Origin of the sequence: Bradyrhizobium sp. CCBAU 11434 (genome assembly GCF_028128895.1) — a bacterium.
GTDB classification, from domain to species: Bacteria; Pseudomonadota; Alphaproteobacteria; order Rhizobiales; family Xanthobacteraceae; genus Bradyrhizobium; species Bradyrhizobium zhengyangense.
The window spans coordinates 224488-245108 of record NZ_LBJX01000004.1 but is presented as its reverse complement, the minus strand read 5'-3'; the positions used below and the strand labels follow the sequence as shown (position 1 = coordinate 245108).

Here is a 20621-nt window from a genome sequence, read left to right as displayed (position 1 = left end):
GAACTCCCCTGCTGCCAACATCCTGTCAGCAGCCGCGCGCCGATTTCTGATCCGCCGTTTGATGAGAGAATTGTCATGAGACGCGCCGACCGGCTGTTTCAGATCATCCAGGTGCTGAGGCGCACCCGTAAGCCGCTGACGGCGGACGCGATTGCGGCCGAGCTCGAGACCTCGAAGCGCACCATCTATCGCGACATCGCAACGTTGATGGGCCAGCGCGTGCCGATCCGTGGCGAAGCCGGCATGGGCTACATCCTTGAAAAAGGATTCGACCTGCCGCCCTTGATGCTGACACCCGACGAGATCGAGGCGGCGGTGCTGGGCGCGCAATGGGTCGCGGGCCACGCCGATTCCACGCTGGCGCGCGCGGCCGAAGATTTGATGGCCAAGATCGCCGACACCGTGCCTGAGCGGCTGCGACCCTTCGTGCTGGAGCCGGCGAGCCGCGCGCGGCCAAGCTGGAACAGGGAGCCTGACCGCCTGGACATGGCGCGCACGCGAACGCAGATCCATGAAGGCAAGAAGATCATGCTGCGCTATCGCGACGAACAAGGGCGCCCCAGCGAGCGCATGATCTGGCCGATCTCGGTCGGTTATCTCGAAGCCGTGCGCCTGCTCGCAGCCTGGTGCGAGCTACGCAGCGATTTCCGAAGCTTCCGCACCGACCGCGTCGTCGAGGCGACCTATCTCGACGAAAGATATCCGGAAAGGCGCGACGTGCTGCGCGCGAAATGGCGGCAGAGCCTGGTCTGGGGCCCGCCGAAAGACACATGATGCCAACGGAGGAGATTGATCAGTCGAGCTACTGCCAGAGCTGCGGCGCCTGCTGCGGTTATTCGCAGAATTGGCCGCGCTTCTCGATCGAGAGCGACGAGGAGCTTGCGTTGATCCCGGAAGGGCTCGTCAACGCGCGCCAGTCCGGCATGCGCTGCGAGGGCGATCGCTGTTCCGCGTTGCAGGGAGAAATCGGCAAGTCGACCAAGTGCGGCATCTATGCTGTGCGGCCGGAGGTGTGCCGCACCTGCATGCCCGGCGACGCCGAATGCGCGATGGCGCGGCGGAAGTTCGGGCTACCTGTTATCGAGAGCGCTTAAGCGGGAATGGCTTCGCTGATCTCGTCGTCGATTTCGTCGTCCAGCGGTGCGAGCACCGAGAGCGGCTTGGTCGACAGTGTGATCGGCTTGCGGCCCCCCGACAGCGACGGCGACGATTTGGCCGAGCCTTCGCGCGAGAGCGCGTAGAGCGTCGAGCCGACACGACCACCGTGCTCGATCAGGTCGCGCTCGCTGCAGCTGCTCGCGATCGCGACGGCCAATGAGTGCAGATGGCTACGGCGATAGCAAAACAGCGCCAGCCTGGCGCGGACGTCAGGGGAAACACTCTCAACCAGCCTCGGCAGGCCGCCTTCATTGGCGCGGTACATCTCGCCAAGAAGCTCGTCACGAACCGGGCAGAAATCGCTTTCAAAAGCGTCGCGGCTTGAAAACATTGCAGTTCTCCCTCGTGTCAGGAAGATGCCGCGCAATTCTCTAATGAAAGGTTAACCACCCTGGGCGGTAGTCACCCGGTGTCCTTGCCCTTATGCCGCGAATCGGAGCGCAGCCCTACCGGGTTGAATACGGGGGTGGGGGCGTCCTTGCGGCCGTCCTTCACGATCCCCGCCACTGGCGGGCGCCTCAGGATAGAGGCCTGAGCCTCAGTTCGCCGCCATGAAGATGGAGAGGCCGAAGCCAGTCAGGTGATGCAGCGCCTGGTCCACGCCGATCAGCGTCCAGAACCAGGGGTGCTCCTGGTTGACGCCGAAATTGGCCGACACAAATCCTTTGGCGCGGTCGATCGTGATGTGGATGACGAAATCGATCAGCGCCACGAACCAGAACTTTGGCGCCACGATCAGGATCAGCGGCAACGCAACCGCAAAGTGAATCAGGCAATGCACGAGGAGCGGCAAAGCCCAGCCGTGCTTCTGGTCCTTGCCGTGCGCCATCCAGGCCGTTTGCAGGACGAAGTCGGCGATGATGTGCTTGAAGGTAAGCAGCAGCATCCAGCCAATGAGCGCTTCGACCGGAACCGCCGATGACAGGGGTGGAAACGACAAAGCTGACGCCCTCGTTGACTCGAAAAGAAAAAAATGGAGCGTTCAGCGCAACTTCTTCTTGGACCCGTCAAAACCGTCGGGACCGACGATTTATGACATTTCCCGCGCCGGAATGCAGCCGGGGGAACCGGAAAATCGCCAAGTGTGGCTAAACGGTGATAGGATCGACAACGCCCGGCTTCGCCCCGAGTAAGGTTACCTCCGGCGCGGAATTTGCTTTCCGGAACTGGAGCGCTATCATCCTAGGGTAGAGGATTATCGTTCTTTTTTAAACGCTTACCGAAATTTTCGCGTGGGCCGCCGGCAATGGTCGCCTCGCCCGCCATTCAAGGAATAAGGCCAGGTGCCGCCATGAGTGCTGAAGGCCCGACCTCGTCGACCGAACCCCCGCCGCCACGGCGTCCCAAAGTAATCAAGACCAATCAGCAGCAGGTCCTGCTGTATGTCGTGCTGACCCTGCTACTGTCGCTGGCGACCGTCTGGGCGGGGCGCGCCTGGTTGCACAACTCGGAGACGCTGACCTTTGCTGTTGGCGGCCCCAACGGAGACGAGGCCCTGTTCGCGAACAAGCTCGCCACGCTGCTGAAGAACAACGGCTCGCGTTTCCGGATCAAGATCGTCAACAACCCCGACAACGCCAAGGCAATCGCGCAATTCGACCGCAGGCAGGCCGATCTCGCCATCCTGCGCACCGACGCCAAGGTGCCGGTGCGGGCACGCGCGCTGGCACTGCTGGAGCACGATTTCGTGCTTCTGCTCGGTCCCGGCAACAAAAAGATCAAGTCGCTGTCCGAGTTGAAGAAGAAGAAGGTTGCGGTTCTCGCCGACGGCGAATCATCGCTCGCTTTCGTTCGCAACCTCCTCGATATCGCCCCCGACAGTCCCGACGCCGCCAAGATCCAAATGGCGCCGCAGGGCACGACCCTGGACAAGCTATTCGCGCCGGCCAGTGGCTTCAGCGCAGTGATCGCCATCGTCCACGCCTCCAGGGCCGTGCGCGACAAGGCCTATGAGCAGGTCGCCAAGCGCGGCGGCTTCACGCTGAATGCGATCGACGAAGCCAAGGCGCTGGCGCGCAAATTCCCGGGCATTTCCGACGAGACTCTGACGGCCGGCACGCTGTCTGCGTCGCCCGAAATTCCCGACGACGATCTCGACACCATCGGACTCGAATGGCTCCTGGTCGCGCAATCCAAAATGTCGGGGAGCACCGCCGGCGACATTGCGCGCATCGTCTACGAGAACAAATCCGCGCTCGGGCTCGACAACGGCTTTGCGACCCACATTGAACCGGCCTCCGTCGAGAAGGACGCCTACGTGATGGCGCATCAGGGTGCGGCCGACTACATCAACGACGACACCAAGTCGTTCATGGATAAATACAGCGACATGATGTATCTGGGCGCCGCCGCGCTCAGCGTCATCGGCTCGATCTTCGCTGCGATCTACGCCAAGATCACCCGCATCGCGCCGGAGAAGGCGAGCGAGCTCTCCACTGCCATCCTCTGCATCGGCGAGCGCATCGAGCACGCCCATTCGCTGGATCAGCTCGAATGCCTCCAGGACGAGCTTGAGAGCATCTTGCGCGGCGCGGTCATCGGCTTGCGCGACGGCACGATCAGTACCGACGGGCTCGATACCTTCAAGCTCGGTTACGAATTTGTCCGCGACGAGATCGGCATGCGTCGCGACTACCTGAAGCGCCACGCCAGCGAGCTCGAGAAGGCCACCCGTCAGGCCCTCCCTCCCCCGCATGACGACACCAACGTCGTGACCGTGAAGACAGCTCAGAGTGCCTGACCTATCGATCCGCGCCCCTCGCGCTGGTGTTTTCTGGCTGATCGCGGCCGGCCTCCTGCGGAACTGTGCCCCTACGCAACCGTTGGTTAGGAGTACAACCGGAGAACGCACCATGCGTATGCTCCTCCTCATCCTCTTGCTGGGAATGCTGGCCCCGGTTGGATACTTCGCTTACTCGGCCATGTCAGTCGGAGGCGACCCGATCCCGACGGAAGGTTATGTGGCACTGGCGCTCGGAGCGGGGTTCTCCGTGGTGGTCGGCATCGGCTTGATGATGCTGCTATTCTTAAGCAGCCGCCGCGGCTATGACGAGCCACCCCATTTCAAGTAACGGCTTGACCTGCCCGGATTAGCCACTTGCATCGAAGGCCGGCGCCTGTCGTTGACGGCCTCCGTGCGGACGGGCACTTTGGCGCCGAAGTTCCAGGCCCTGCAAGAGCCAAGACCGAGCCGCCATCCCGCATGCCGAAGCCGATGTTTCCCGCCCTGGCCCAGTTCGTGGCCGCGACCGCCGGCCGCAATATGACCAAGGCGGCCTATGTGGCCGTGACCGTCGGCGTGCTCAGCATGGTGCTGCTGACGCTCGACCCGGCCTATGAGACGGCGCACCGCTGGGTCGATTTTCTGTTGTGGGCCAGCCTCGTCTATTTCGTGTTCGAATGGTTGGTCCGGCTGCGCCATATGAAGCGTCAAGGGCGGCTGGGACTCTATATGTCCTCCTCCGCCGGGCTGGTCGACACCGTCGGGGCGCTGGCCGTCCCGATCGCGCTGGTCCTCGGCGCCGAGCCCAAGACGGCCTGGCTGCTGAGCGTGCTGTGGGTGTTGAAGGTCGTGCCGGGCATTCCCGGCCTGCGCCAGCTTCGCCGCGTGCTGGTGCTGGAATCGGGGCCGCTGCTCAGCGTGCTCGTGATCTTCCTGATGGTGGTCTTTCTTGCCTCCGTCGCCGAGTATTTCCTGGAGCGGGACGTGCAGCCGCAAACGTTCGGCAGCGTCCCCGCCGCACTGTGGTGGGCGGTCGTCACGCTGACCACGACAGGCTATGGCGACGTCGTGCCGGTCACGCCGCTCGGCCGCGTGGTGGCGGCGCTGGTGATGATCTCCGGCCTCGGCGTGTTCGGCCTCTGGACCGGTATTCTGGCGACCGGGTTTGCGGCAGAGACCCGCCGTGACAATTTCCTCAAGACTTGGGAATCCGTCAGCAAAGTGCCGTTCTTCGCGGCGCTGGGGCCAGCAGCCATCGCCGACGTCACACACATGCTGCGCACCATGGAGCTGCCGGCGCGCACCATGATCATTCGCAAGGGTGCGCAGGGCGACTGCATGTATTTCATTGCCGCCGGCGAGGTCGAGGTCGACCTGCCCGGCAAGAAAGTCCAACTCGGGGAAGGCGCCTTCTTCGGCGAGATGGCGCTGCTCGGCAACAACATGCGCGGCGCCAACGTTTCGACCACGAAAGTGTCACGGCTCCTCGTGCTCGACCTCGTCGACTTCCGCGTGCTGATGGCACGGCATCCCGATCTCGCCGAGACCATCGACGCCGAAGCCAAACGGCGCACGCTCGAAAACAGGTAATGGAGACAAGAATGTCGGATGCAGCCGACGCAGCCTCTGGCCCCGTGCTCGAAATCGACGGTGCCCGCGCGACCATTCGCCTCAACCGGCCGAAGCATCTCAACCGGCTCCAGGCTGAAGATCTCGGCGAGCTGCTAAAACTGTTCGACCGCGTCGAGGCCGATCCCGATATCCGCGTCCTCGTGCTGACCGGCACGGGACGCGCCTTCTCGGCCGGCTATGACCTCAATTCGGTCGCCGAGCGCGCAGTCAGCGCCAACGAGCAGCAGAGCGCGGGCTCGGCCTTCGAGGTCGTCGTTAACAGACTCGAAGATCTCGGCGTACCGACGATCTGCCGGCTCAATGGCGGCGTCTATGGCGGCTCGACCGACCTCGCGCTCGCTTGTGATTTTCGTATCGGCGTCGACACCGCGGAGATGTTCATGCCGGCGGCCCGGCTCGGGCTGCACTATTACAGGAGCGGTATCAAACGCTACGTAACCCGGCTTGGCGTCGACAATGCCAAGAAGCTGTTCCTCACCGCTCAAAAGATCACCGCGCCGGAGATGCTGCGGATCGGTTACCTCACCGCCATGGTGGCGGTCGAGTTTCTGGACGAGGAAGTCGAAAAGCTCGCCAACATCCTCGCCGGCAATGCACCGAACGCGATGCGCGGCATGAAGCGCGCCATCAATGAATTCGCCCGCGGCGAACTGGACGAAGCTGCCGCCGACCAGCGTCACCGCGACAGCATGCGCGGCCACGAGATCAAGGAAGGCATCAAGGCGTTCGCGGAGAAGCGGGCACCTCGGTTTTGAGGCTCATCTCCGCTTCGACCGCATCGCGCGCGTTTGTGTGAGCTTTTTATCGTGCGACAGCGCTTGATAGCGGTTGCTTTCGACAGCGTAGATCGCGATACGGCCTTCCTTGTCGGCATGCACACCCCAGCCGTAGCGCTTGCCGAGGCCTGAGGCCCGCATGCAGGCCTGTCCGCGCGAGAAGAACGCGGCGCGTGCGGCGTTCCTTTCCGACTTGGTCGCCTTGGCGCCAAGCTCGCGTCCCGGCGCTGAGGTCGCGAAGATCACGTCGTCGGACGTGTACCTATATGGTGCGTTCGCGATCATCGCATATTGCAGTCCGGCCACCGTCGGCCGTCCCGCGCGCGGCGGCGGCTCCTCACCGGAGCGCGCCGGACAGTCCTCGGCAACCTGGATGAACGTGTCGACACAGTTGGTCGTATGGATCGGCTTGGTCATGCGAGGTTCAGGCCCCTTCATCCTCCAGCGGCCACAGCATGCTGCGCGGCCATCTCATCGTCCGCCGCGCTGATGCGCTGGAACGCCGGTCGCGAGGTGATGCGCTCGCAATAGCGAACGAAGACGTCCTTTTTGGGCACGATGCCGAACATCATGGTCCAGCTGAATGCGACACCCCACAGGATATCCGCGGCGGTCATCCGCTCGCCGAGAAGATAGGGCCCGTTCGAGAGCTGCGCCTCGAGGGCTCCCAGCATGGTGTCGTAATCGGCATAGGGCGACTGGGTGATCGGGGCGGGCTCACGTTGCATGAACTTGTCGATCAAGGCGGGCTCAAAGGAGGAGCCGTAATAGGCGATCCAGCGCAGATAAGGACCGCGCAACGGGTTATTCAGCGCGGGCGTGAGGCCCGCCTGAGGAAAAAGGTCTGCGAGATAGACGTAGATCGCGACTTGCTCGGTCACGAGCGCCTCGCCGTGCCTGACAGCCGGCACCTTACCGAGCGGATTGATGGCGAGGTAGGGAGGTCTTCGCTGCTCGCCTGCCTTCATGTTGAGGACATGAAGATCGTAGGGTGCTCCCAGCTCCTCCAGCAGCACCCGTGTGCCAGTGGCCCGGCTCTGCGGCGAATAATACAGCGTGACGCGGTTCTGATCGGTCATGGCGGGTCTCCCTCGGATCGGCTTTCGATAGGCACCTTGTAGCGAACCATACCTGACATCCTGTGTCAGGTATGGTTTAAGGGATCATGCGCGCGAGCCGAATGTTGTCGATCCTCACCACCCTCCAGGCCAAGGGACAGGTCACTGCACCCGAGCTTGCAGAAGCCTGCGAGGTCTCGGTGCGCACGATCTATCGCGATATCGACGCACTCGCGGCATCCGGCGTCCCTGTCTATGCCGACCGTGGTGCGGAGGGAGGCTATCGCCTGCTCGACGGCTATCGCGTGCGGCTGAACGGGCTGTCGCAGAGCGAAGCGGGCGCACTCTTCCTCGCCGGGCTCCCGGGGCCGGCAGCAGCGCTGGGGCTGGACGCAGCGATGATCGCCGCACAGAACAAGTTGATGGCCGCACTGCCCGCAAATTTGCGCGAAGACGCCGGCCGGATGCAGGAACGCTTTCATCTGGACGCGCCGGGCTGGTTTGGCGAAACGGAGGAACCAAAGCATCTGCGCGTCATTGCTGGTGCCGCTTTGCGCGGAACATTGATCAGGATTCGCTACCAGAGTTGGCGCGCCGAGAAGCAGCGCCACGTCGCTCCGCTCGGCCTCGTGCTCAAGGGCGGCAGCTGGTATCTCGCAGGCCAAGTCGATGGCAGCGTGCGCACCTATCGTGTCGCGCGCGTGCTCGACTGCACGGCGCTCGACGACCGCTTCGATCGCCCCGCCGATTTCGATCTCGCAGCCTACTGGCGGGATGCGACGCTGCGATTAGAGACCGAGATGCACCCGAATGTCGCGGTCGTGCGACTCTCGCCGTTCGGCGTAAAACTGCTCGATGCGCTGAGCCAACCTTACGTCAGGGCGCGCATGCAGATTGAAGAGGCCGCTGATGCGGACGGCTGGCGTATCGCCAGAGTCCCGACGGGCAAGACGTCATGGCATGCCGCCTCGGAATTGTTGCGGCTCGGCGCGGAAGCCGAAGTGCTGGAGCCCGCCGATCTCCGCGAGAAGATGGCCGAGATGGCGCAGGCAATGGCGGCACGCTATCGCGCGGCGCGCAAAGCCTAACGGCGGCGCATTTCGCCGCGACTGACGAAACAATTCTGAAACACGATTCTCACCTCGCCGCGTGAACGCAATCGCGCTTCGGTTCGACCGAGAAGCAGGGACACAACAACGGCCTCGCGCCACACTGGAGAATGAGAATGTTTCGTAAGCTTGCAATTGGTCTGATCGCCGCCGGTTCGCTCGGCGCTGCCGCTCTCGTGCCCACCGCCGCTTCGGCTCACGGCTTCCACCACTATTGGGGTCCCGGTTGGGGTTTTGGCGGCGTCTACGTCAACACCGGCATCAACAACTGCTATCAAGAGCGCGTCGTCCAGACCCGTCACGGCATGCGTGTCCGCGTCGTGAATGTCTGCGGCTACACCGTCTACTGAGCGCGACTGCTTCGATTGGCGTAACCCCGGCTGCTTCGCGGCCGGGGTTCGTCGTCTCAGCTCGCAAGCGCGGTCTCCGCTGGCGACGCGATCAGCCCGTTCGCACTGGAATTGCGCTGCGATATCCATCGCTCCGCGCGCGAGCGCCGCAGCGAAGGCGCAAAGAAGAAACCCTGGGCGACGTCACAACCGACGCGGCGTATGATCTCGAGGGCCTCGGGGCTTTCGACCCCCTCGGCCACCACCTTCATGTTGAACGCCTTCCCCAGGGCGACCGAGGCATCGACGATCTTCATCATGTCCTCGTCGGATACACAGCCTTTGATGAACGATTGATCGATCTTGAGTTCGCTGAACGGCAGCCGCGCCAGCGCCGCAAGCGACGAATAGCCGGTGCCGAAATCATCGATGGCCGTGCCGATCTTCTTGATCCGCAGCCGCACCAGAATATCGTTGGCGCGATCGACGTCGGCCATCGCAATTGTCTCGGTAATCTCCACCGTCAGCGCAGATGGAGGGATGTTCTCGCGGCGCAGGATTTCCTCGATCCGCTCGGGCAGCGCCAGATCCGACATCAGCGAGCCCGAGATATTGACGGCGATGGTGAAGCCCGGATTGCGCTCGATCAGCTTACGGCCCTGCGACATCGCCGATGACAGGATGCAGTCGGTCAGCTCGCTCATGAGACCGGCCTCTTCGGCAATCGGAATGAAGACGAGCGGCGACACCATGCCGAAATCAGCGCTGCGCCAGCGCGCCAACGCCTCGGCGCCGATGACCCTCCCGGTCTGGAGTGCGATCTTCGGCTGGAATTCGACGAAAAACTCGCCGGCGGCGAGACCTTGCGCGATACGGTCCGGCGTGATCGGGAGCAACGGTGAAGCAGTTGTTGCAGCCAACGGCGAGCGCTGAGGCAATTCGAGCGCGCTCCGCAGACGATTGAGATCGAGTGGCTTGGTTAGGCAGCCGCCGACCGACAGCTTCAGGCCGTTTGCGACCCGGCGCGTCGCCTTCATGATGCGATCATCGCAACCGCTGATGATCACGATCGACATCGCCTTGAGGTTTCGCTCGGCAACGAAGCGCAGCAGCTCTACCCCGTCCCGCTCTCCGAGTGACAGGTCGAGCACCATGGTCTGGAAGGCTTCTCGGTCCAGGAGTTCGGTTGCAGCCTCGAAGGACGGAGCCACAACAGTGTCGTAGCTGAGCTTCGCGCCGATCTTGCTGATCAGGACCCGTTGCACCAGGTCGTCGTCAACCACCAGAAGGCGGCTTCCCATCGCGCTCATTGCCCATCTCTCCCGCTACCGGATGCTTCGATGGACACAACGTTAGGCCGGCGGGCTCACCTCGCGGTGAATACAAGACTGCTAAAACTTTCTCGATCTGGAAGGACTCGTTAGTCATGTTTTAGCGGCGGCCAAATGATTGATTTCAATCGGCATTTTTGCTTCGCTCGACCTGGTGTGGCCGCGCGGTAAGGGAGTGATCCACGCCATCGGCACATGCGATGAACACGCAGTAAAGCCCTCTATCGAAAGCCGGCAAACGCACGACAGGCCTCGAAAGAGCCGCTACTGGAGCACCTTTTGCGAGTCACCGTTCCGCTGCCGGCGAAACCAGGCCCATGTCTCAAGTGTCGTCCTGATATAGCCGTTACCGCGATGGACGATCTCGCCATCGACGATCTCGTTCAACTTCGGCAACGCGTGAAATGGAATCGAGGGGTAGGCGTGGTGCTCGACATGATAGGGCATGTTCCACGCAATCCATTTGACGATCGCGCCGGTGTAGGTGGTGCGGGTGTTCTGGAAGGCGCTGCGGGTGCGCTCGCAGCCGGTGTGCTCGGCCAGGAGATAGGGCCGCAGGAAGAATTGCCCGATGACCAGAGGGGCGATCCAAACCTTGAGCAGCAACGTCGAGGAGAACCACAGGGAGAGCGCTAACAGCAGGACATAGAGAGCGGCATAGACGCGCGCTTCGGTCACGATGATGGCGCGCTTGTTCTCGGGGATCCAGGGCACCGTGACCCTGCCAGTGACGGCGTGTCCAAGCATCAGCCGGAGGCGGCCCGCAACCTGGAGCAGACCGCTATAGGCAAGCGCGATCTGGGTGTCGGTTTTCGGCTTCACGCCGACGATCAGCTCCGGGTCCTTCTCTGGATCCTGGGTGTAGCGATGATGGTCCCAATGGAACAGGCAGTAATATTCATAGGGCTGCCCGATGATGAAGGCCGAGAGATAGCCGACCGCGAGGTTGAGGCCGCGACTCCTGAACGCAGTCTTGTGCGCGGTCTCGTGCAACGCCATGAACAGGAACGCGAGAAAATAGCCCTGTATCACCATCAGCGGCAACGCCCAAAGCACGCCATAGCTCGAGCTCACCTTCCAGATCAACGCCCCGACCAGAACGACCACGGCGTAGTGGCAGAGGCTGCGCACCGCGCCCTTGTGATCGGAGCGTTCAGACAATTCGCGCAGCATCGCCGGTGTCAACGGCTTCAGACGATGGCCAGGCTCTGAAACGGAAACGGTCGCGTCAGTCATGATCAGGGACCTGCATTACTTGTTGAAAAGTTCTGCGATCTCGGCCTTCAGGAAGGCCTGGTCGCGCGGATTGTTGACAGGATTGCCGGCGCGATGACCGTGCAGCGACGGGATCGGATGCAGCACGGCTGATTTTGCATTGACGAGGCGACCGAGCTCATCCTCGTTGTCGCGCACGTCGAAGTAACGATCGGTGGCACCCGGCATCAGCAGCATGTGCGCCTTGATCGCCCCTAGCGCGCGATCGAAATCGCCGCTGAAGGCAGCGCACCGGCTGATATCGCCAGCCTGCCAGATACTGATCTGCGCCAGCAGATCGTTGGCGTCGCGCCGGGCAAAGGTCGTATCCCAGCCACGCGTGAGATAGTCCTCGAGCGAGGTGAAGCCGGCCTCGCGCCAGATCTCGTCGCGATAGAAGCCGTGGGACATGGCCCAGCCGGCATAGACACGCCCCATGGCGCGATAACCGGCAACGGGCCTTTCGACAAAGCGGCCGTCACGGAAGGCAGGATCGCCTGATAGCGCAGCCTTCACGGCTTCCAGAAACACGTAATTGTAGGCGGCGCATCGCGCGCTGCCGCAGACGACCGCTGCCCGCTCGACCAAATCGGGGTGAAGCGCGGCCCAGTGATACGCCTGCATGCCGCCCATCGACCAGCCGTAAACCAGCGCGAGCTTTGTAATGCCGAAGCGTTCGGTCAGCAGGCGATGCTGGACCGCAACGGCGTCGTGATAGGTGAGCTGCGGGAATGGACCGTTGCCGGAGTTCGATGGCGACGACGACAGACCGTTGCCGAACAGGTTCGGGATGATGATGAAATAGCGGGTGGGATCGAGCACACCATCGGGCCCGATCAGCCACTCGGTGTCGAAATGCTGCGCGCTGAACGATGTCGGATAGAGAATGACGTTGTCTTTGGCCGAATTTAGTGCGCCATAAGTCTTGTAGGCGAGTTTCATCGCGGGGAAGACAGCGCCGGACTGAAGCACGACGTTGCCGGCCTCAAAGATTTCGTAGTCGCGCTGTCCGGTCATGCGTCCGGCTCCCTCTCACACGGCCACACAACGCGGCCGCCGAAACCACGATGCATTGATCGTGCCGGACCAGCAAACGCATCGTTGCGTCGCGCCTAATATCTGTACTAGTAGTACATTTATTAGCGAAAGGCAACAGTATTCCGGCCGCCGGCCAGCTCAGGCAATGGCGGCAATGTATCGCTCGACCGATGTCGCGAAGGCGGCCTTGGCACCGCTGGCGATGTTGCGCCCCCACCAGGCGCCGTAGATGCGGTCGAAGGCGAGAGGCTCGACCGCAGCCGCAATCCGCCGTACCGCGGCGGCGTTGAGCGGCATGTAGTTCGGATAAGAGTACATGAAGCTGACGAAGCGGCGATCCATCGTGACCTGCGCGATGTCGCCGGTCAGAAGTGCGCCCTTGCCGTCGGCACCGCGCGCGTCGTGCAACATGGTGGCGCCGGCAAAATGGCCACCGGTCCGCAACAGCAGCACATCGTCCGAAATGCGATGCTGATCGCCGGTCCAATGCACGATGGACTGATGCGGACGTGTCACCCATCGGCGGTCGTCAGCGTGCAGATAGACTGGCACTCCGTCGAACGCTTCACTCCAGTCCGCAAGCGCACCATAGTAATGCGGATGCGAGATTGCGATCGCCGTCAGGCCGCCGAGCGATTTGACATGGGCGATCGCCTCCGGCGTTGCCAGCGGAATGCAGTCCCACATCACGTAGCCCGCGCCATCCGGGACCAGCAGCGCGCGCTGGCCGATCGCAAAGCTCGGCTCGAGCGCGATGCCGGTCAGGCCGAGATCGTCGCGCCAGAGGAGACGGTGACGCTCTGCCAGCGCATCCCGCGTGAGGAAGGCCTGACCTTTCCAGTTCACATATTGCCGCTCATCTTCGCAAATCGGGCAGGATATGGGCGTCCCGCTATCCGGGAATTGCGCGCCACAGGTTTCGCACGTCCAGAGAGGCATGGCCATAATCCAGAATTGAGAGCGGGACACCCGTGAGGTGACATCGCAGCCCTCCGGTCGCAAGTCCGGAGGAACCAACGCTGACAGCACATGTTAGTTTTCAGTCCGTTCCGGCACAATGACCGGCCATTTCCACCTGCACGAGACAATTTTCGATCGGCAGCATCCCGTCCAGCGTCTAGATGACATCGCGCCCATCCTCACCCGGTCTCTGGCCTCTCTACGCCGTCAACTTCTTCATGGCCGACATGCAGTCGGGCATCGGGCCATTCGTCGGCGTTTTCCTGCAAGAACGCGGATGGGCCACCGGCTTGATCGGCACAGCACTGACGATCGGCAATGTCGCGGGCATGTTGGTCACGACGCCGATCGGCGGCTTCATCGATTCCAGCCGCAACAAGCGGCTGTGGGTGGTCATCCCCGGAATCTTTGTAGTCCTTGCCTCCGCCATCATCCTGATCTCGCAAAATTTCTGGGCGGTGACGTTTTCGCAAGTCGCGCAATCGCTGGCGAGCGCTGCGATCGTGCCGGCGGTGACCGGCATCACGCTCGGCATCGCCAAGCAAAAGGGCTTCAATGCGCTGAACGGGCGCAACCAGGCCTTCAACCACGCCGGCAACATGGTCGGCGCAGCGCTGTCGGGCTATCCCGGTTACAAATTCGGCTATGTCGCGGTGTTCGTGCTGGCGGCCGTGTTCGGTACCATCGCGATCGCCTGCGTGCTGATGATCCCCGCCAAGGCCATCGATGATCGTCAGGCGCGCGGCAGCAAGGAGGACGAGAGCAAGAATCCACCGGACGCCATGTCCGTCCTCCTCAAGCACAAGCCGCTCCTCGTACTGGCGCTTGCGCTTGCCATCTTCCATCTCGGCAATGCAGCCATCGTCCCGCTCTATGGCCTTGCAGCGGTGGCCAAAGGACAGGCCAACGGCCCGAGCTTCGTTGCGACCACCGTGGTCATTGCGCAGGGCGTCATGGTGGTGACGTCGCTGGTTGCCATGCAAGTCGCGGGAAAGCGCAACTACTGGCCGGTGATCCTGGTCTCCTTCATGTTCTTACCCGTACGCGGCGTGCTTGCGTTCTTCGTGACGGGATGGTGGGGCGTGGTCCCCATGCAGGTATTGGACGGGATGGGCACCGGACTACAGACGGTCGCCGTCCCCGGCATGGTCGCGCGCTCGCTGGACGGCACTGGTCGCATCAACCTCGGTCAAGGTGCCGTCATCACCGTGCAAGGCGTCGGCGCGAGCTTGAGCCCCGCGCTCGGCGGCTGGATCGCGCAATGGATCGGCTACGGCCCGACGTTTTTGCTGCTCGGGAGCTTTGGCCTCGCCTCGATGGCATTGTGGCTGGCGTTCGGCGCGCACGTGAAGAAGTATTGAGGCGATAGGCCTTACGGACACTCCACCACGATCTTGCCGAAGTGTCCGCCCTGCTGCATCAGCCGCAGCGCTTCGGGCACGGCATCAAAGCCGAACACGCGACCGATCGCCGGCTTCATCGCATTGCGTCCGATGGCAGCAGCCATGCCCTCGAACATTCGGCGGCTGCCGACGGACAGGCCGATGACGTGCAAATTCTTGGAGAACAAGCTTGGGATCGCGATCTGTTGCGAGAAGCCCGAGAGTACGCCGATCACGAGAATGGTGCCGCCGACGCGCGCCGCTTCGAGCGATTGCCCGAACGTATCCCTGCCGCCGACTTCGACGACATGATCGACACCGCCGCCGGTCCATTCCGCCGCCGCTTTGCCCCACTCCAGCACCGACCGATAATTGATGGTGTGATCGGCGCCGAGCGCCTTGGCGCGTTCGAGCTTCGCATCACTCGACGAGGTCACAATCACGCTCGCGCCGGCTAGCTTTGCGAATTGCAGCGCGAAGATCGAGACGCCGCCGGTGCCTTGCACCAGCACCGTATCGCCGGGCTGCACTCCTGCCTCTTCGAACAGTGCGCGCCAGGCAGTAAGCCCGGCGCAGGGCAACGTTGCGGCTTCCTGGAAGGAGAGATGCGCTGGAATGCGGCTGACGCCCTCGGCATCGAGCACCATCACCTCTTGCAACACCCCCGGCCGCGTGCCGCCGAGTGCATAGCGGCGGCTGCTCGCCGAGACCTTTCCATCGATCCAGGACTGGAAGAACATTGGACAAACACGATCACCGACTGCGACGCGGCTGACGCCGTGACCAATCGCGATCACCTCACCCGCGCCGTCAGAGAACGGGATCAGCGGCAATCGGGTGACGCCGCCGTTACCCTGGATCGTGAGCAGATCGCGATAGTTCAGTGACGCCGCCTTCATCCGAACTGCAACTTGGCCCGGGCCGGGTACCGGCTCAGGCAGGTCGGCCAGCTCCATCCCCTCGATCGACCAGTCACGCGCGACTTGCCAGGCTTTCATGGCGATCACTCCAACTCAGGTGCCGAAATTCTTCTGGATGGCCTTGTCGAGTGTCTCGCCGCCGACGAAGCGCTGGCGCAGCTCGCGCTTGAGCAGCTTGCCGCTGGGGTTCTTCGGCAGGCTATCGACGAAGATCACGCGCTTCGGCACCTTGAAATGCGCCATCTGGCCGGCGCAATGCTCGATGACGGTGTCCTCATCCAGCTTCTCGCCGCTCTTGACCACAACGATAGCCGTGACCGCCTCGATCCAACGCGGATCAGGCAGGCCGACGACGGCAACCTCGGAGACCGCGGGAATACGATAGACCATCTCCTCGACCTCGCGGCTGGCGACGTTCTCGCCGCCGGTCTTGATCATGTCCTTGACACGATCGACCACGGTGATGTGGCCCTCTTCGTCGACGGTGGCCAGATCGCCGGAATGAAACCAGCCGCCCGAAAAAGCCGCTGCGGTCTTCGTGGGATCGTTGTAATAGCCCGACAGCAGATGCGGCGAGCGGTGCACGATCTCGCCGACCTCGCCAACCCTAACGTCCTCCATCGACGTATTGACCACCCGCGTCTCGACATTGAGCACGGGCTTGCCGGCCGAGCCGGCCTTGCGCAACTGGTCCTCCGGCCGCAGCACGGTCGCGAGCGGCGCGATCTCGGTCTGGCCGTAGAAATTCCAGAATTTTACATTTGGCAGACGGCGCTGGAGCTCAAGCAGCACCTCCACCGGCATGATCGAGGCGCCATAATAGCCCTTCTGCAGCGTCGACAGATCGGTCTTGTCGAAGTTCGGCGAGCGCAGCATCGCGATCCAGATGGTCGGCGGCGCGAAGAACGACGTGATCTTGTGTGCCTGGATCAGCGCCAGGATGTTGTCGGCAGTCGGCTTGCCCGTGATGACGCCGGAGGCCCCGAGATAGATTTGCGGCCCGAGGAACACGTCGAGCTGCGCGCAGTGATAGAGCGGCAGCGCGTGCAGAAACTTGTCGTCCACGCTCATGCCGCCGTCGATGACACAGCTGACATATTGCCACATCACCGCTTCATGGGTCAGCATCGCGCCCTTGGGCAGGGATTCCGTGCCGCTGGTGTAGACGATCTGCGCGAGATCGCGGCTATCGACGGAAGCCTCGAGGTACGATCCATCGGCGTGGAGGAGATCGTCGAAGGTGGTGAGTCCCGCGGGCGCCATGGCGGGATCCTCGCCCGGCAGCCAGATCATCTTCTCGACGGCGCAATCCTTCGCGCTTGCGGCCTTCGCAGGCTCCACGAAGTCAGGGCCGGCCGCAAGCAGCTTGGCGCCGGAACTCTTCAGGATGAAATTGATCTCGTCCGGATTGAGCATGAAGTTGATCGGCACCAGCACCGCGCCGATCCGCGCCACGGCGAAGCGCAGCGCGGCAAAGGCGTGGGAATTACGCGAGAGCACGGCGAGGCGGTCGCCCTTTTTCACGCCGAGCCCGAGCAGGCCGCGGCCGAGCCGGTTGCAGACCGCGTCCATCTCCGCGAAGGTCCAGCTCACGCTGCCGCAGCTCACCGCGAGCTTGGCCGGCTCGCGGGCCGCCGAACGGCGCAGAAGATCGCCGATGGAATGCTCGCGCGCTTTCGAGATGGTGGCTGCGATGTCGCCGGTCATGTGTCCCTCCGTGTGATGTCTTGATTTGTTCGATTTCTTGTTTGAAATCTTGCGTCTTGTGGGTTTGCGGCATCTGTGCCGAGCTGCGTGGGCGTACCCGCCGCCAACGCCGAACCTGGCACGGCCTCGCGTGTTGCTAGCGGCGCCGCAGGTCCGACGGGCTGTGGCCGAACTTCCTGCGAAACACCGTGCTGAAATAGGACGATGAGCTGAAGCCCAGCTGATAGGCAACCTCGGTGATCGACAGGGACCGTAACTCGGGACGCGTCAAGACGTCGTAACAACGCTGAAGCCGGCGATCCAAAATCCATTCGGACACCGAGACATCGGTGAGCCGGAAAAGATAGTGCAGATGCCTGAGCGAGACGCCGTTGCTCTTCGCGATCCTCTCCAGCGACAGATCGGCGTCGGTGAGATGCGCTTCGATCCAGGTCTTGACCGAGCGCAGGCGTGCCTGCTGGGCGCTTGCATCCTCGGAGAATTCGTCCCGGTCGCCCATGTCGAGCGTCAACGCCAGCACATCCATCAGTTCAGCGCCAAGGCGCGTCCTGGCGATCTCATCCAGGGAAGCACCTTCCGCGGCGAGCGTCGCGCAGAACTCGGCAGCGATGCGCCCGAGACCGCGGCCCGTCGCCATCGTGGTCACGACCGGCAGGCGCCCCTCGCTGAAGCGGGCCGAAAACTCCGTGCGTGGGATCTCGAGATAGAGCGACCGGACCTTGCCGACGCATTCGAGATCATAGGCTTCAGACGCCGAAAAAATTGCGCCGACGCCCGGATTCGACAGCAAAGTCTGGCCGGCCTGCAGCACGTTGACCCGGCCCTGTTGGACGAATTCAACGTAGTAGCAATCCTTGTCGAGTTTTGCGATGTGCCGCTCGCGCCGCGAGATGCGCTGCTCCGACAGCAGCACGTCCGTCATCGTGACGGCGCCGAAATGCGCCTCGCGGATGAAGCCCTGGTAGTCGGATCGCTCGTCGGCATTGACGTCGACATGAACGTAGACATCGCAGATCGCGCCTTGCCAGGCGGCATATCGCTTCGACGGCTCCAGATCGTCTGTCGAGAATACCAGGTTCATCGTCCGCCCACCCGTCGCACAGCCATGATGAACGCCGTTTGTGCATCGCACAAGGTGGCCCGCCGGCGGGATTCTAGATGGCCGCCGCCTACACGCAAGACCGGTTTGCGCGGACAAGCAAAAGCTTTGCGCTCCGGAGCAAGCAGGCTGCGGGCATGTGGCCTATGAAGAACAAAAATCGGTCAACGAGCCAGGCAGGAAACGTTCGCTTGCGTCAGGACAGATCAGCTGCTGCGCAATTCACCGTGCCGCTTGAATGGCGGCGTCCGTGAGCACGACATCGCCCCCACCGATCACGACGCGCTTCACGCAGCCGATCGAAACCATCGCCGATATCGAGGCGCTGGAACGGTTGCCCTACGATTCCCTCATCCCTGCCCACAATCTGCATGATTTGTTCGAGGCCACCGCGCGCCTGCATCCCGACCGGCCCGCACTGACGGTCCTGACCAAGGGCTCGCGCGAGCCCGGCGATGTCACGCTGACGCATCGGCAATTGCGTACGGAGATCATGCGGGCGGCAAACCTCTTCCGGTCGCTCGGCATCAACCTGAACGGAGGTACGGTCGCGTTTCTCTGCCCGATCCTGCCGCAGCTCTTCCCGGCTCTGCTGGGCGCCCAGATCGCGGGCGTCGCCAGCTCGATCAACTATCTCCTGAACGAAGATGCCATTGCCGACCTGCTCGAAGCACAGAACGCGACCGTTCTCGTGGTTGCTTCCGAACCGGCCGATCGCGCGATCTGGACCAAGGCGGCCAATGTCGCGAGCCGCGTCGCCTCGCTCAAGACGATTGTCGTGATCGGCGCGAAAGGTCGCCTGACCGGGCGTGCCCTCAGCTTCGACGAGGCGGTCGCGACGATGCGCGGCACCATGGACTTCGCGCCATCGCGGGATCGTGACACGGTCTGTGCGCTTTTCCACACCGGCGGCACGACCGGACGACCCAAACTCGTCCGCCTGACACATGGCAACCAGATCCACGCAGCCTGGAGCTTCGCGCAGGTTCATGGACTTGATGAGCTGGATGCCGCCATCAACGGCTTCCCGCTGTTTCACGTCGGCGGCACCATGACCATCGGCCTATCGATCCTGGCGGCCGGGGGCCATGTGATCATTCCCTCGCCCTACAGCCTCAGAAGCCCGGATGCGATCCGCGACTATTGGCACACCGTCGAACGGTTTGGCGCGACCATCGTCAGTGGCGTGCCGACCTCGATCGCGGCGCTGGCCGAAGTGCCGATCGGCTCATCCGATGTCAGCTCCCTTCGCATGGCCCTTACCGGTGGGGCAGTGGCGCCGAAAGCCGTCAGCGAGAGGTTTCAGGCCCGGACTGGCATCACGCTGTTCGAGACCTATGGCATGACGGAGACCGCGGCCGCGATTGCATTCAATCCCGGCCGCGGCACACCCATGCAAGGCAGCGTCGGCTTCAGGGCGCCGTTTGCACAGACGAAAATCGTCGCGCTTGATGATATCGACCTCAGGACGGAGTGTCCGCCGCTTACCAGCGGCCTCGTCCTCGTCAGGGGACCGCAGGTGTTTCCAGGCTATCTCGATCCCCGGCACAACAAGGGCGTGCTCACCGACGACCATTGGATTGTCACAGGCGACGTCGGCTATCTCACGGCCGATCAGCGGCTGGTGCTCACTGGCCGCGAGAAGGATCTGATCGTCCGCAGCGGCCACAACATCGATCCCGCCGCTATCGAGGACGTCGCGAATGTTTTCCCCGGTGTCCAGATGAGCTCGGCCGTCGGCATGCCGGATGCCTACGCCGGCGAGGTGCCTATTCTGTTCGTCGTTCCGTCTCCCGGAAAAATCATCAACCTTCCGCAGCTATGCGAGCATCTCGAACGCAACGTCAATGAGCCTCCTGCTCGGCCCAAGCGCGTCGTCCTGCTCGAGGCCCTTCCCGTGACCGCGGTCGGCAAGATATTCAAGCCCACGCTTCGCGACCTCGCTATCCAGGAGAAAGTCAGGACCGAGATCGATCGTATCTTCGGTCCAGCCACCAGGGCAGACATTGTCGTCGACAAAGACGTCAGGTTGACTACGCTGGTCACCGTTTCGATCGTCTCCAACGACCAGGACCGGGTGAAGGCGCTCACTGAGAGCCTGACACTGCTTCCACAGACCTACCGCATCGAGACCCGATCGTCATAA

21 protein-coding genes are annotated in these 20621 nt (G+C 62.7%); 10 read left to right on the top strand and 11 right to left on the bottom strand.

Annotated features, from left to right (window positions below; translation table 11 throughout):
• Nucleotides 1-75: 75 nt before the first annotated feature.
• Together XI06_RS06860 and XI06_RS06855 are read left to right on the top strand one after the other, a co-directional pair.
• On the top strand, nucleotides 76-774 hold the full coding sequence (locus tag XI06_RS06860; RefSeq protein WP_237863967.1) for a helix-turn-helix transcriptional regulator: 699 nt from the start codon (nucleotides 76-78) through the stop codon (nucleotides 772-774).
• The gene (locus XI06_RS06855) at nucleotides 771-1094 is read left to right on the top strand and encodes a YkgJ family cysteine cluster protein (protein WP_237863968.1); all 324 of its coding nucleotides are present in this window, start codon (nucleotides 771-773) and stop codon (nucleotides 1092-1094) included. Before XI06_RS06860 ends, XI06_RS06855 begins: the two co-directional genes overlap by 4 nt.
• Here XI06_RS06855 and XI06_RS06850 read toward each other — a convergent pair.
• Both XI06_RS06850 and XI06_RS06845 read right to left on the bottom strand, forming a co-directional pair.
• On the bottom strand, nucleotides 1091-1489 hold the full coding sequence (locus XI06_RS06850) for a hypothetical protein (RefSeq protein ID WP_237863969.1): 399 nt from the start codon (nucleotides 1487-1489) through the stop codon (nucleotides 1091-1093). The genes XI06_RS06855 and XI06_RS06850 overlap by 4 nt on opposite strands.
• Before the next feature lie 207 nt (nucleotides 1490-1696).
• Nucleotides 1697-2044 carry a DUF3307 domain-containing protein gene (locus XI06_RS06845; protein ID WP_057746865.1) on the bottom strand — a complete coding sequence of 116 codons (348 nt, stop codon included), beginning with the start codon at nucleotides 2042-2044 and terminating at the stop codon, nucleotides 1697-1699.
• 405 nt (nucleotides 2045-2449) lie between these two features.
• Here XI06_RS06845 and XI06_RS06840 point away from each other — a divergent pair, with 405 nt between their 5' ends.
• The 4 genes from XI06_RS06840 to XI06_RS06825 all read left to right on the top strand — a co-directional run bounded on the left by XI06_RS06840 (nucleotide 2450) and on the right by XI06_RS06825 (nucleotide 6267).
• A complete protein-coding gene (locus XI06_RS06840; protein ID WP_271604890.1) occupies nucleotides 2450-3898 on the top strand; it encodes a TAXI family TRAP transporter solute-binding subunit in 1449 nt (482 codons plus the stop codon).
• A gap of 112 nt (nucleotides 3899-4010) precedes the next feature.
• Nucleotides 4011-4229 (top strand): hypothetical protein, encoded by a 219-nt coding sequence (locus tag XI06_RS06835; RefSeq protein ID WP_271604889.1) that lies wholly within the window; start codon nucleotides 4011-4013, stop codon nucleotides 4227-4229.
• A 131-nt stretch (nucleotides 4230-4360) separates the two neighbouring features.
• Nucleotides 4361-5470 carry a cyclic nucleotide-gated ion channel gene (locus tag XI06_RS06830; RefSeq protein WP_237863972.1) on the top strand — a complete coding sequence of 370 codons (1110 nt, stop codon included), beginning with the start codon at nucleotides 4361-4363 and terminating at the stop codon, nucleotides 5468-5470.
• Between the two features lie 11 nt (nucleotides 5471-5481).
• The gene (locus XI06_RS06825) at nucleotides 5482-6267 is read left to right on the top strand and encodes an enoyl-CoA hydratase/isomerase family protein (protein WP_237863973.1); all 786 of its coding nucleotides are present in this window, start codon (nucleotides 5482-5484) and stop codon (nucleotides 6265-6267) included.
• Between the two features lie 3 nt (nucleotides 6268-6270).
• On the opposite strand, the gene XI06_RS06820 is transcribed toward XI06_RS06825, so the two are convergent.
• Nucleotides 6271-6705, bottom strand: a complete 435-nt coding sequence (locus XI06_RS06820; protein WP_237863974.1) for a DUF6157 family protein — start codon at nucleotides 6703-6705, stop codon at nucleotides 6271-6273.
• Between the two features lie 17 nt (nucleotides 6706-6722).
• Nucleotides 6723-7367: a glutathione S-transferase family protein gene (locus XI06_RS06815; protein ID WP_237863975.1), complete on the bottom strand. Its 645-nt coding sequence runs from the start codon at nucleotides 7365-7367 to the stop codon at nucleotides 6723-6725.
• Between the two features lie 86 nt (nucleotides 7368-7453).
• Between XI06_RS06815 and XI06_RS06810 the strand changes: the two genes are divergently transcribed.
• Nucleotides 7454-8434: a helix-turn-helix transcriptional regulator gene (locus tag XI06_RS06810; RefSeq protein ID WP_237863976.1), complete on the top strand. Its 981-nt coding sequence runs from the start codon at nucleotides 7454-7456 to the stop codon at nucleotides 8432-8434.
• Between the two features lie 137 nt (nucleotides 8435-8571).
• Entirely contained in the window at nucleotides 8572-8805 is a 234-nt protein-coding gene (locus XI06_RS06805; protein WP_237863977.1) for a hypothetical protein, read from the top strand.
• A 56-nt stretch (nucleotides 8806-8861) separates the two neighbouring features.
• Here the strand turns inward: XI06_RS06805 and XI06_RS06800 are convergent, their stop codons facing one another.
• The 4 genes from XI06_RS06800 to XI06_RS06785 all read right to left on the bottom strand — a co-directional run bounded on the left by XI06_RS06800 (nucleotide 8862) and on the right by XI06_RS06785 (nucleotide 13346).
• A complete protein-coding gene (locus XI06_RS06800) occupies nucleotides 8862-10094 on the bottom strand; it encodes an EAL domain-containing response regulator (protein WP_237863978.1) in 1233 nt (410 codons plus the stop codon).
• Nucleotides 10095-10379: 285 nt separating this feature from the next.
• Entirely contained in the window at nucleotides 10380-11351 is a 972-nt protein-coding gene (locus XI06_RS06795) for a fatty acid desaturase (RefSeq protein WP_237863979.1), read from the bottom strand.
• 15 nt (nucleotides 11352-11366) lie between these two features.
• Nucleotides 11367-12386, bottom strand: a complete 1020-nt coding sequence (locus XI06_RS06790; RefSeq protein WP_237863980.1) for an alpha/beta fold hydrolase — start codon at nucleotides 12384-12386, stop codon at nucleotides 11367-11369.
• A 159-nt stretch (nucleotides 12387-12545) separates the two neighbouring features.
• Nucleotides 12546-13346 (bottom strand): MBL fold metallo-hydrolase, encoded by an 801-nt coding sequence (locus XI06_RS06785; RefSeq protein ID WP_237863981.1) that lies wholly within the window; start codon nucleotides 13344-13346, stop codon nucleotides 12546-12548.
• 182 nt (nucleotides 13347-13528) lie between these two features.
• On the opposite strand from XI06_RS06785, the gene XI06_RS06780 reads away from it, so the two are divergent.
• On the top strand, nucleotides 13529-14728 hold the full coding sequence (locus tag XI06_RS06780) for an MFS transporter (RefSeq protein ID WP_271604888.1): 1200 nt from the start codon (nucleotides 13529-13531) through the stop codon (nucleotides 14726-14728).
• 11 nt (nucleotides 14729-14739) lie between these two features.
• Here XI06_RS06780 and XI06_RS06775 read toward each other — a convergent pair whose 3' ends face one another.
• The 3 genes from XI06_RS06775 to XI06_RS06765 form a co-directional block, all read right to left on the bottom strand.
• Nucleotides 14740-15747, bottom strand: coding sequence for a zinc-dependent alcohol dehydrogenase family protein (locus XI06_RS06775; RefSeq protein WP_271604887.1), 1008 nt, complete (start codon nucleotides 15745-15747; stop codon nucleotides 14740-14742).
• A 15-nt stretch (nucleotides 15748-15762) separates the two neighbouring features.
• The gene (locus tag XI06_RS06770) at nucleotides 15763-17376 is read right to left on the bottom strand and encodes an acyl-CoA synthetase (protein WP_271604886.1); all 1614 of its coding nucleotides are present in this window, start codon (nucleotides 17374-17376) and stop codon (nucleotides 15763-15765) included.
• A 136-nt stretch (nucleotides 17377-17512) separates the two neighbouring features.
• Complete coding sequence (locus tag XI06_RS06765) at nucleotides 17513-18457, bottom strand: helix-turn-helix domain-containing protein (RefSeq protein WP_237863985.1); 945 nt, start codon at nucleotides 18455-18457, stop codon at nucleotides 17513-17515.
• A 268-nt stretch (nucleotides 18458-18725) separates the two neighbouring features.
• Here XI06_RS06765 and XI06_RS06760 point away from each other — a divergent pair, with 268 nt between their 5' ends.
• Nucleotides 18726-20621, top strand: coding sequence for an AMP-binding protein (locus XI06_RS06760; RefSeq protein ID WP_237863986.1), 1896 nt, complete (start codon nucleotides 18726-18728; stop codon nucleotides 20619-20621).

What these genes read in the sequence shown, in the direction of transcription:
- XI06_RS06860 (WP_237863967.1), top strand. Translation starts at nt 76, where the DNA reads ATGAGACGCGCCGACCGGCTGTTTCAGATCATCCAGGTGCTGAGGCGC.
- XI06_RS06855 (WP_237863968.1), top strand. Translation starts at nt 771, where the DNA reads ATGATGCCAACGGAGGAGATTGATCAGTCGAGCTACTGCCAGAGCTGC.
- XI06_RS06850 (WP_237863969.1), bottom strand. Translation starts at nt 1,489, where the DNA reads ATGTTTTCAAGCCGCGACGCTTTTGAAAGCGATTTCTGCCCGGTTCGT.
- XI06_RS06845 (WP_057746865.1), bottom strand. Translation starts at nt 2,044, where the DNA reads ATGCTGCTGCTTACCTTCAAGCACATCATCGCCGACTTCGTCCTGCAA.
- XI06_RS06840 (WP_271604890.1), top strand. Translation starts at nt 2,450, where the DNA reads ATGAGTGCTGAAGGCCCGACCTCGTCGACCGAACCCCCGCCGCCACGG.
- XI06_RS06835 (WP_271604889.1), top strand. Translation starts at nt 4,011, where the DNA reads ATGCGTATGCTCCTCCTCATCCTCTTGCTGGGAATGCTGGCCCCGGTT.
- XI06_RS06830 (WP_237863972.1), top strand. Translation starts at nt 4,361, where the DNA reads ATGCCGAAGCCGATGTTTCCCGCCCTGGCCCAGTTCGTGGCCGCGACC.
- XI06_RS06825 (WP_237863973.1), top strand. Translation starts at nt 5,482, where the DNA reads ATGTCGGATGCAGCCGACGCAGCCTCTGGCCCCGTGCTCGAAATCGAC.
- XI06_RS06820 (WP_237863974.1), bottom strand. Translation starts at nt 6,705, where the DNA reads ATGACCAAGCCGATCCATACGACCAACTGTGTCGACACGTTCATCCAG.
- XI06_RS06815 (WP_237863975.1), bottom strand. Translation starts at nt 7,367, where the DNA reads ATGACCGATCAGAACCGCGTCACGCTGTATTATTCGCCGCAGAGCCGG.
- XI06_RS06810 (WP_237863976.1), top strand. Translation starts at nt 7,454, where the DNA reads ATGCGCGCGAGCCGAATGTTGTCGATCCTCACCACCCTCCAGGCCAAG.
- XI06_RS06805 (WP_237863977.1), top strand. Translation starts at nt 8,572, where the DNA reads ATGTTTCGTAAGCTTGCAATTGGTCTGATCGCCGCCGGTTCGCTCGGC.
- XI06_RS06800 (WP_237863978.1), bottom strand. Translation starts at nt 10,094, where the DNA reads ATGAGCGCGATGGGAAGCCGCCTTCTGGTGGTTGACGACGACCTGGTG.
- XI06_RS06795 (WP_237863979.1), bottom strand. Translation starts at nt 11,351, where the DNA reads ATGACTGACGCGACCGTTTCCGTTTCAGAGCCTGGCCATCGTCTGAAG.
- XI06_RS06790 (WP_237863980.1), bottom strand. Translation starts at nt 12,386, where the DNA reads ATGACCGGACAGCGCGACTACGAAATCTTTGAGGCCGGCAACGTCGTG.
- XI06_RS06785 (WP_237863981.1), bottom strand. Translation starts at nt 13,346, where the DNA reads ATGCCTCTCTGGACGTGCGAAACCTGTGGCGCGCAATTCCCGGATAGC.
- XI06_RS06780 (WP_271604888.1), top strand. Translation starts at nt 13,529, where the DNA reads ATGACATCGCGCCCATCCTCACCCGGTCTCTGGCCTCTCTACGCCGTC.
- XI06_RS06775 (WP_271604887.1), bottom strand. Translation starts at nt 15,747, where the DNA reads ATGAAAGCCTGGCAAGTCGCGCGTGACTGGTCGATCGAGGGGATGGAG.
- XI06_RS06770 (WP_271604886.1), bottom strand. Translation starts at nt 17,376, where the DNA reads ATGACCGGCGACATCGCAGCCACCATCTCGAAAGCGCGCGAGCATTCC.
- XI06_RS06765 (WP_237863985.1), bottom strand. Translation starts at nt 18,457, where the DNA reads ATGAACCTGGTATTCTCGACAGACGATCTGGAGCCGTCGAAGCGATAT.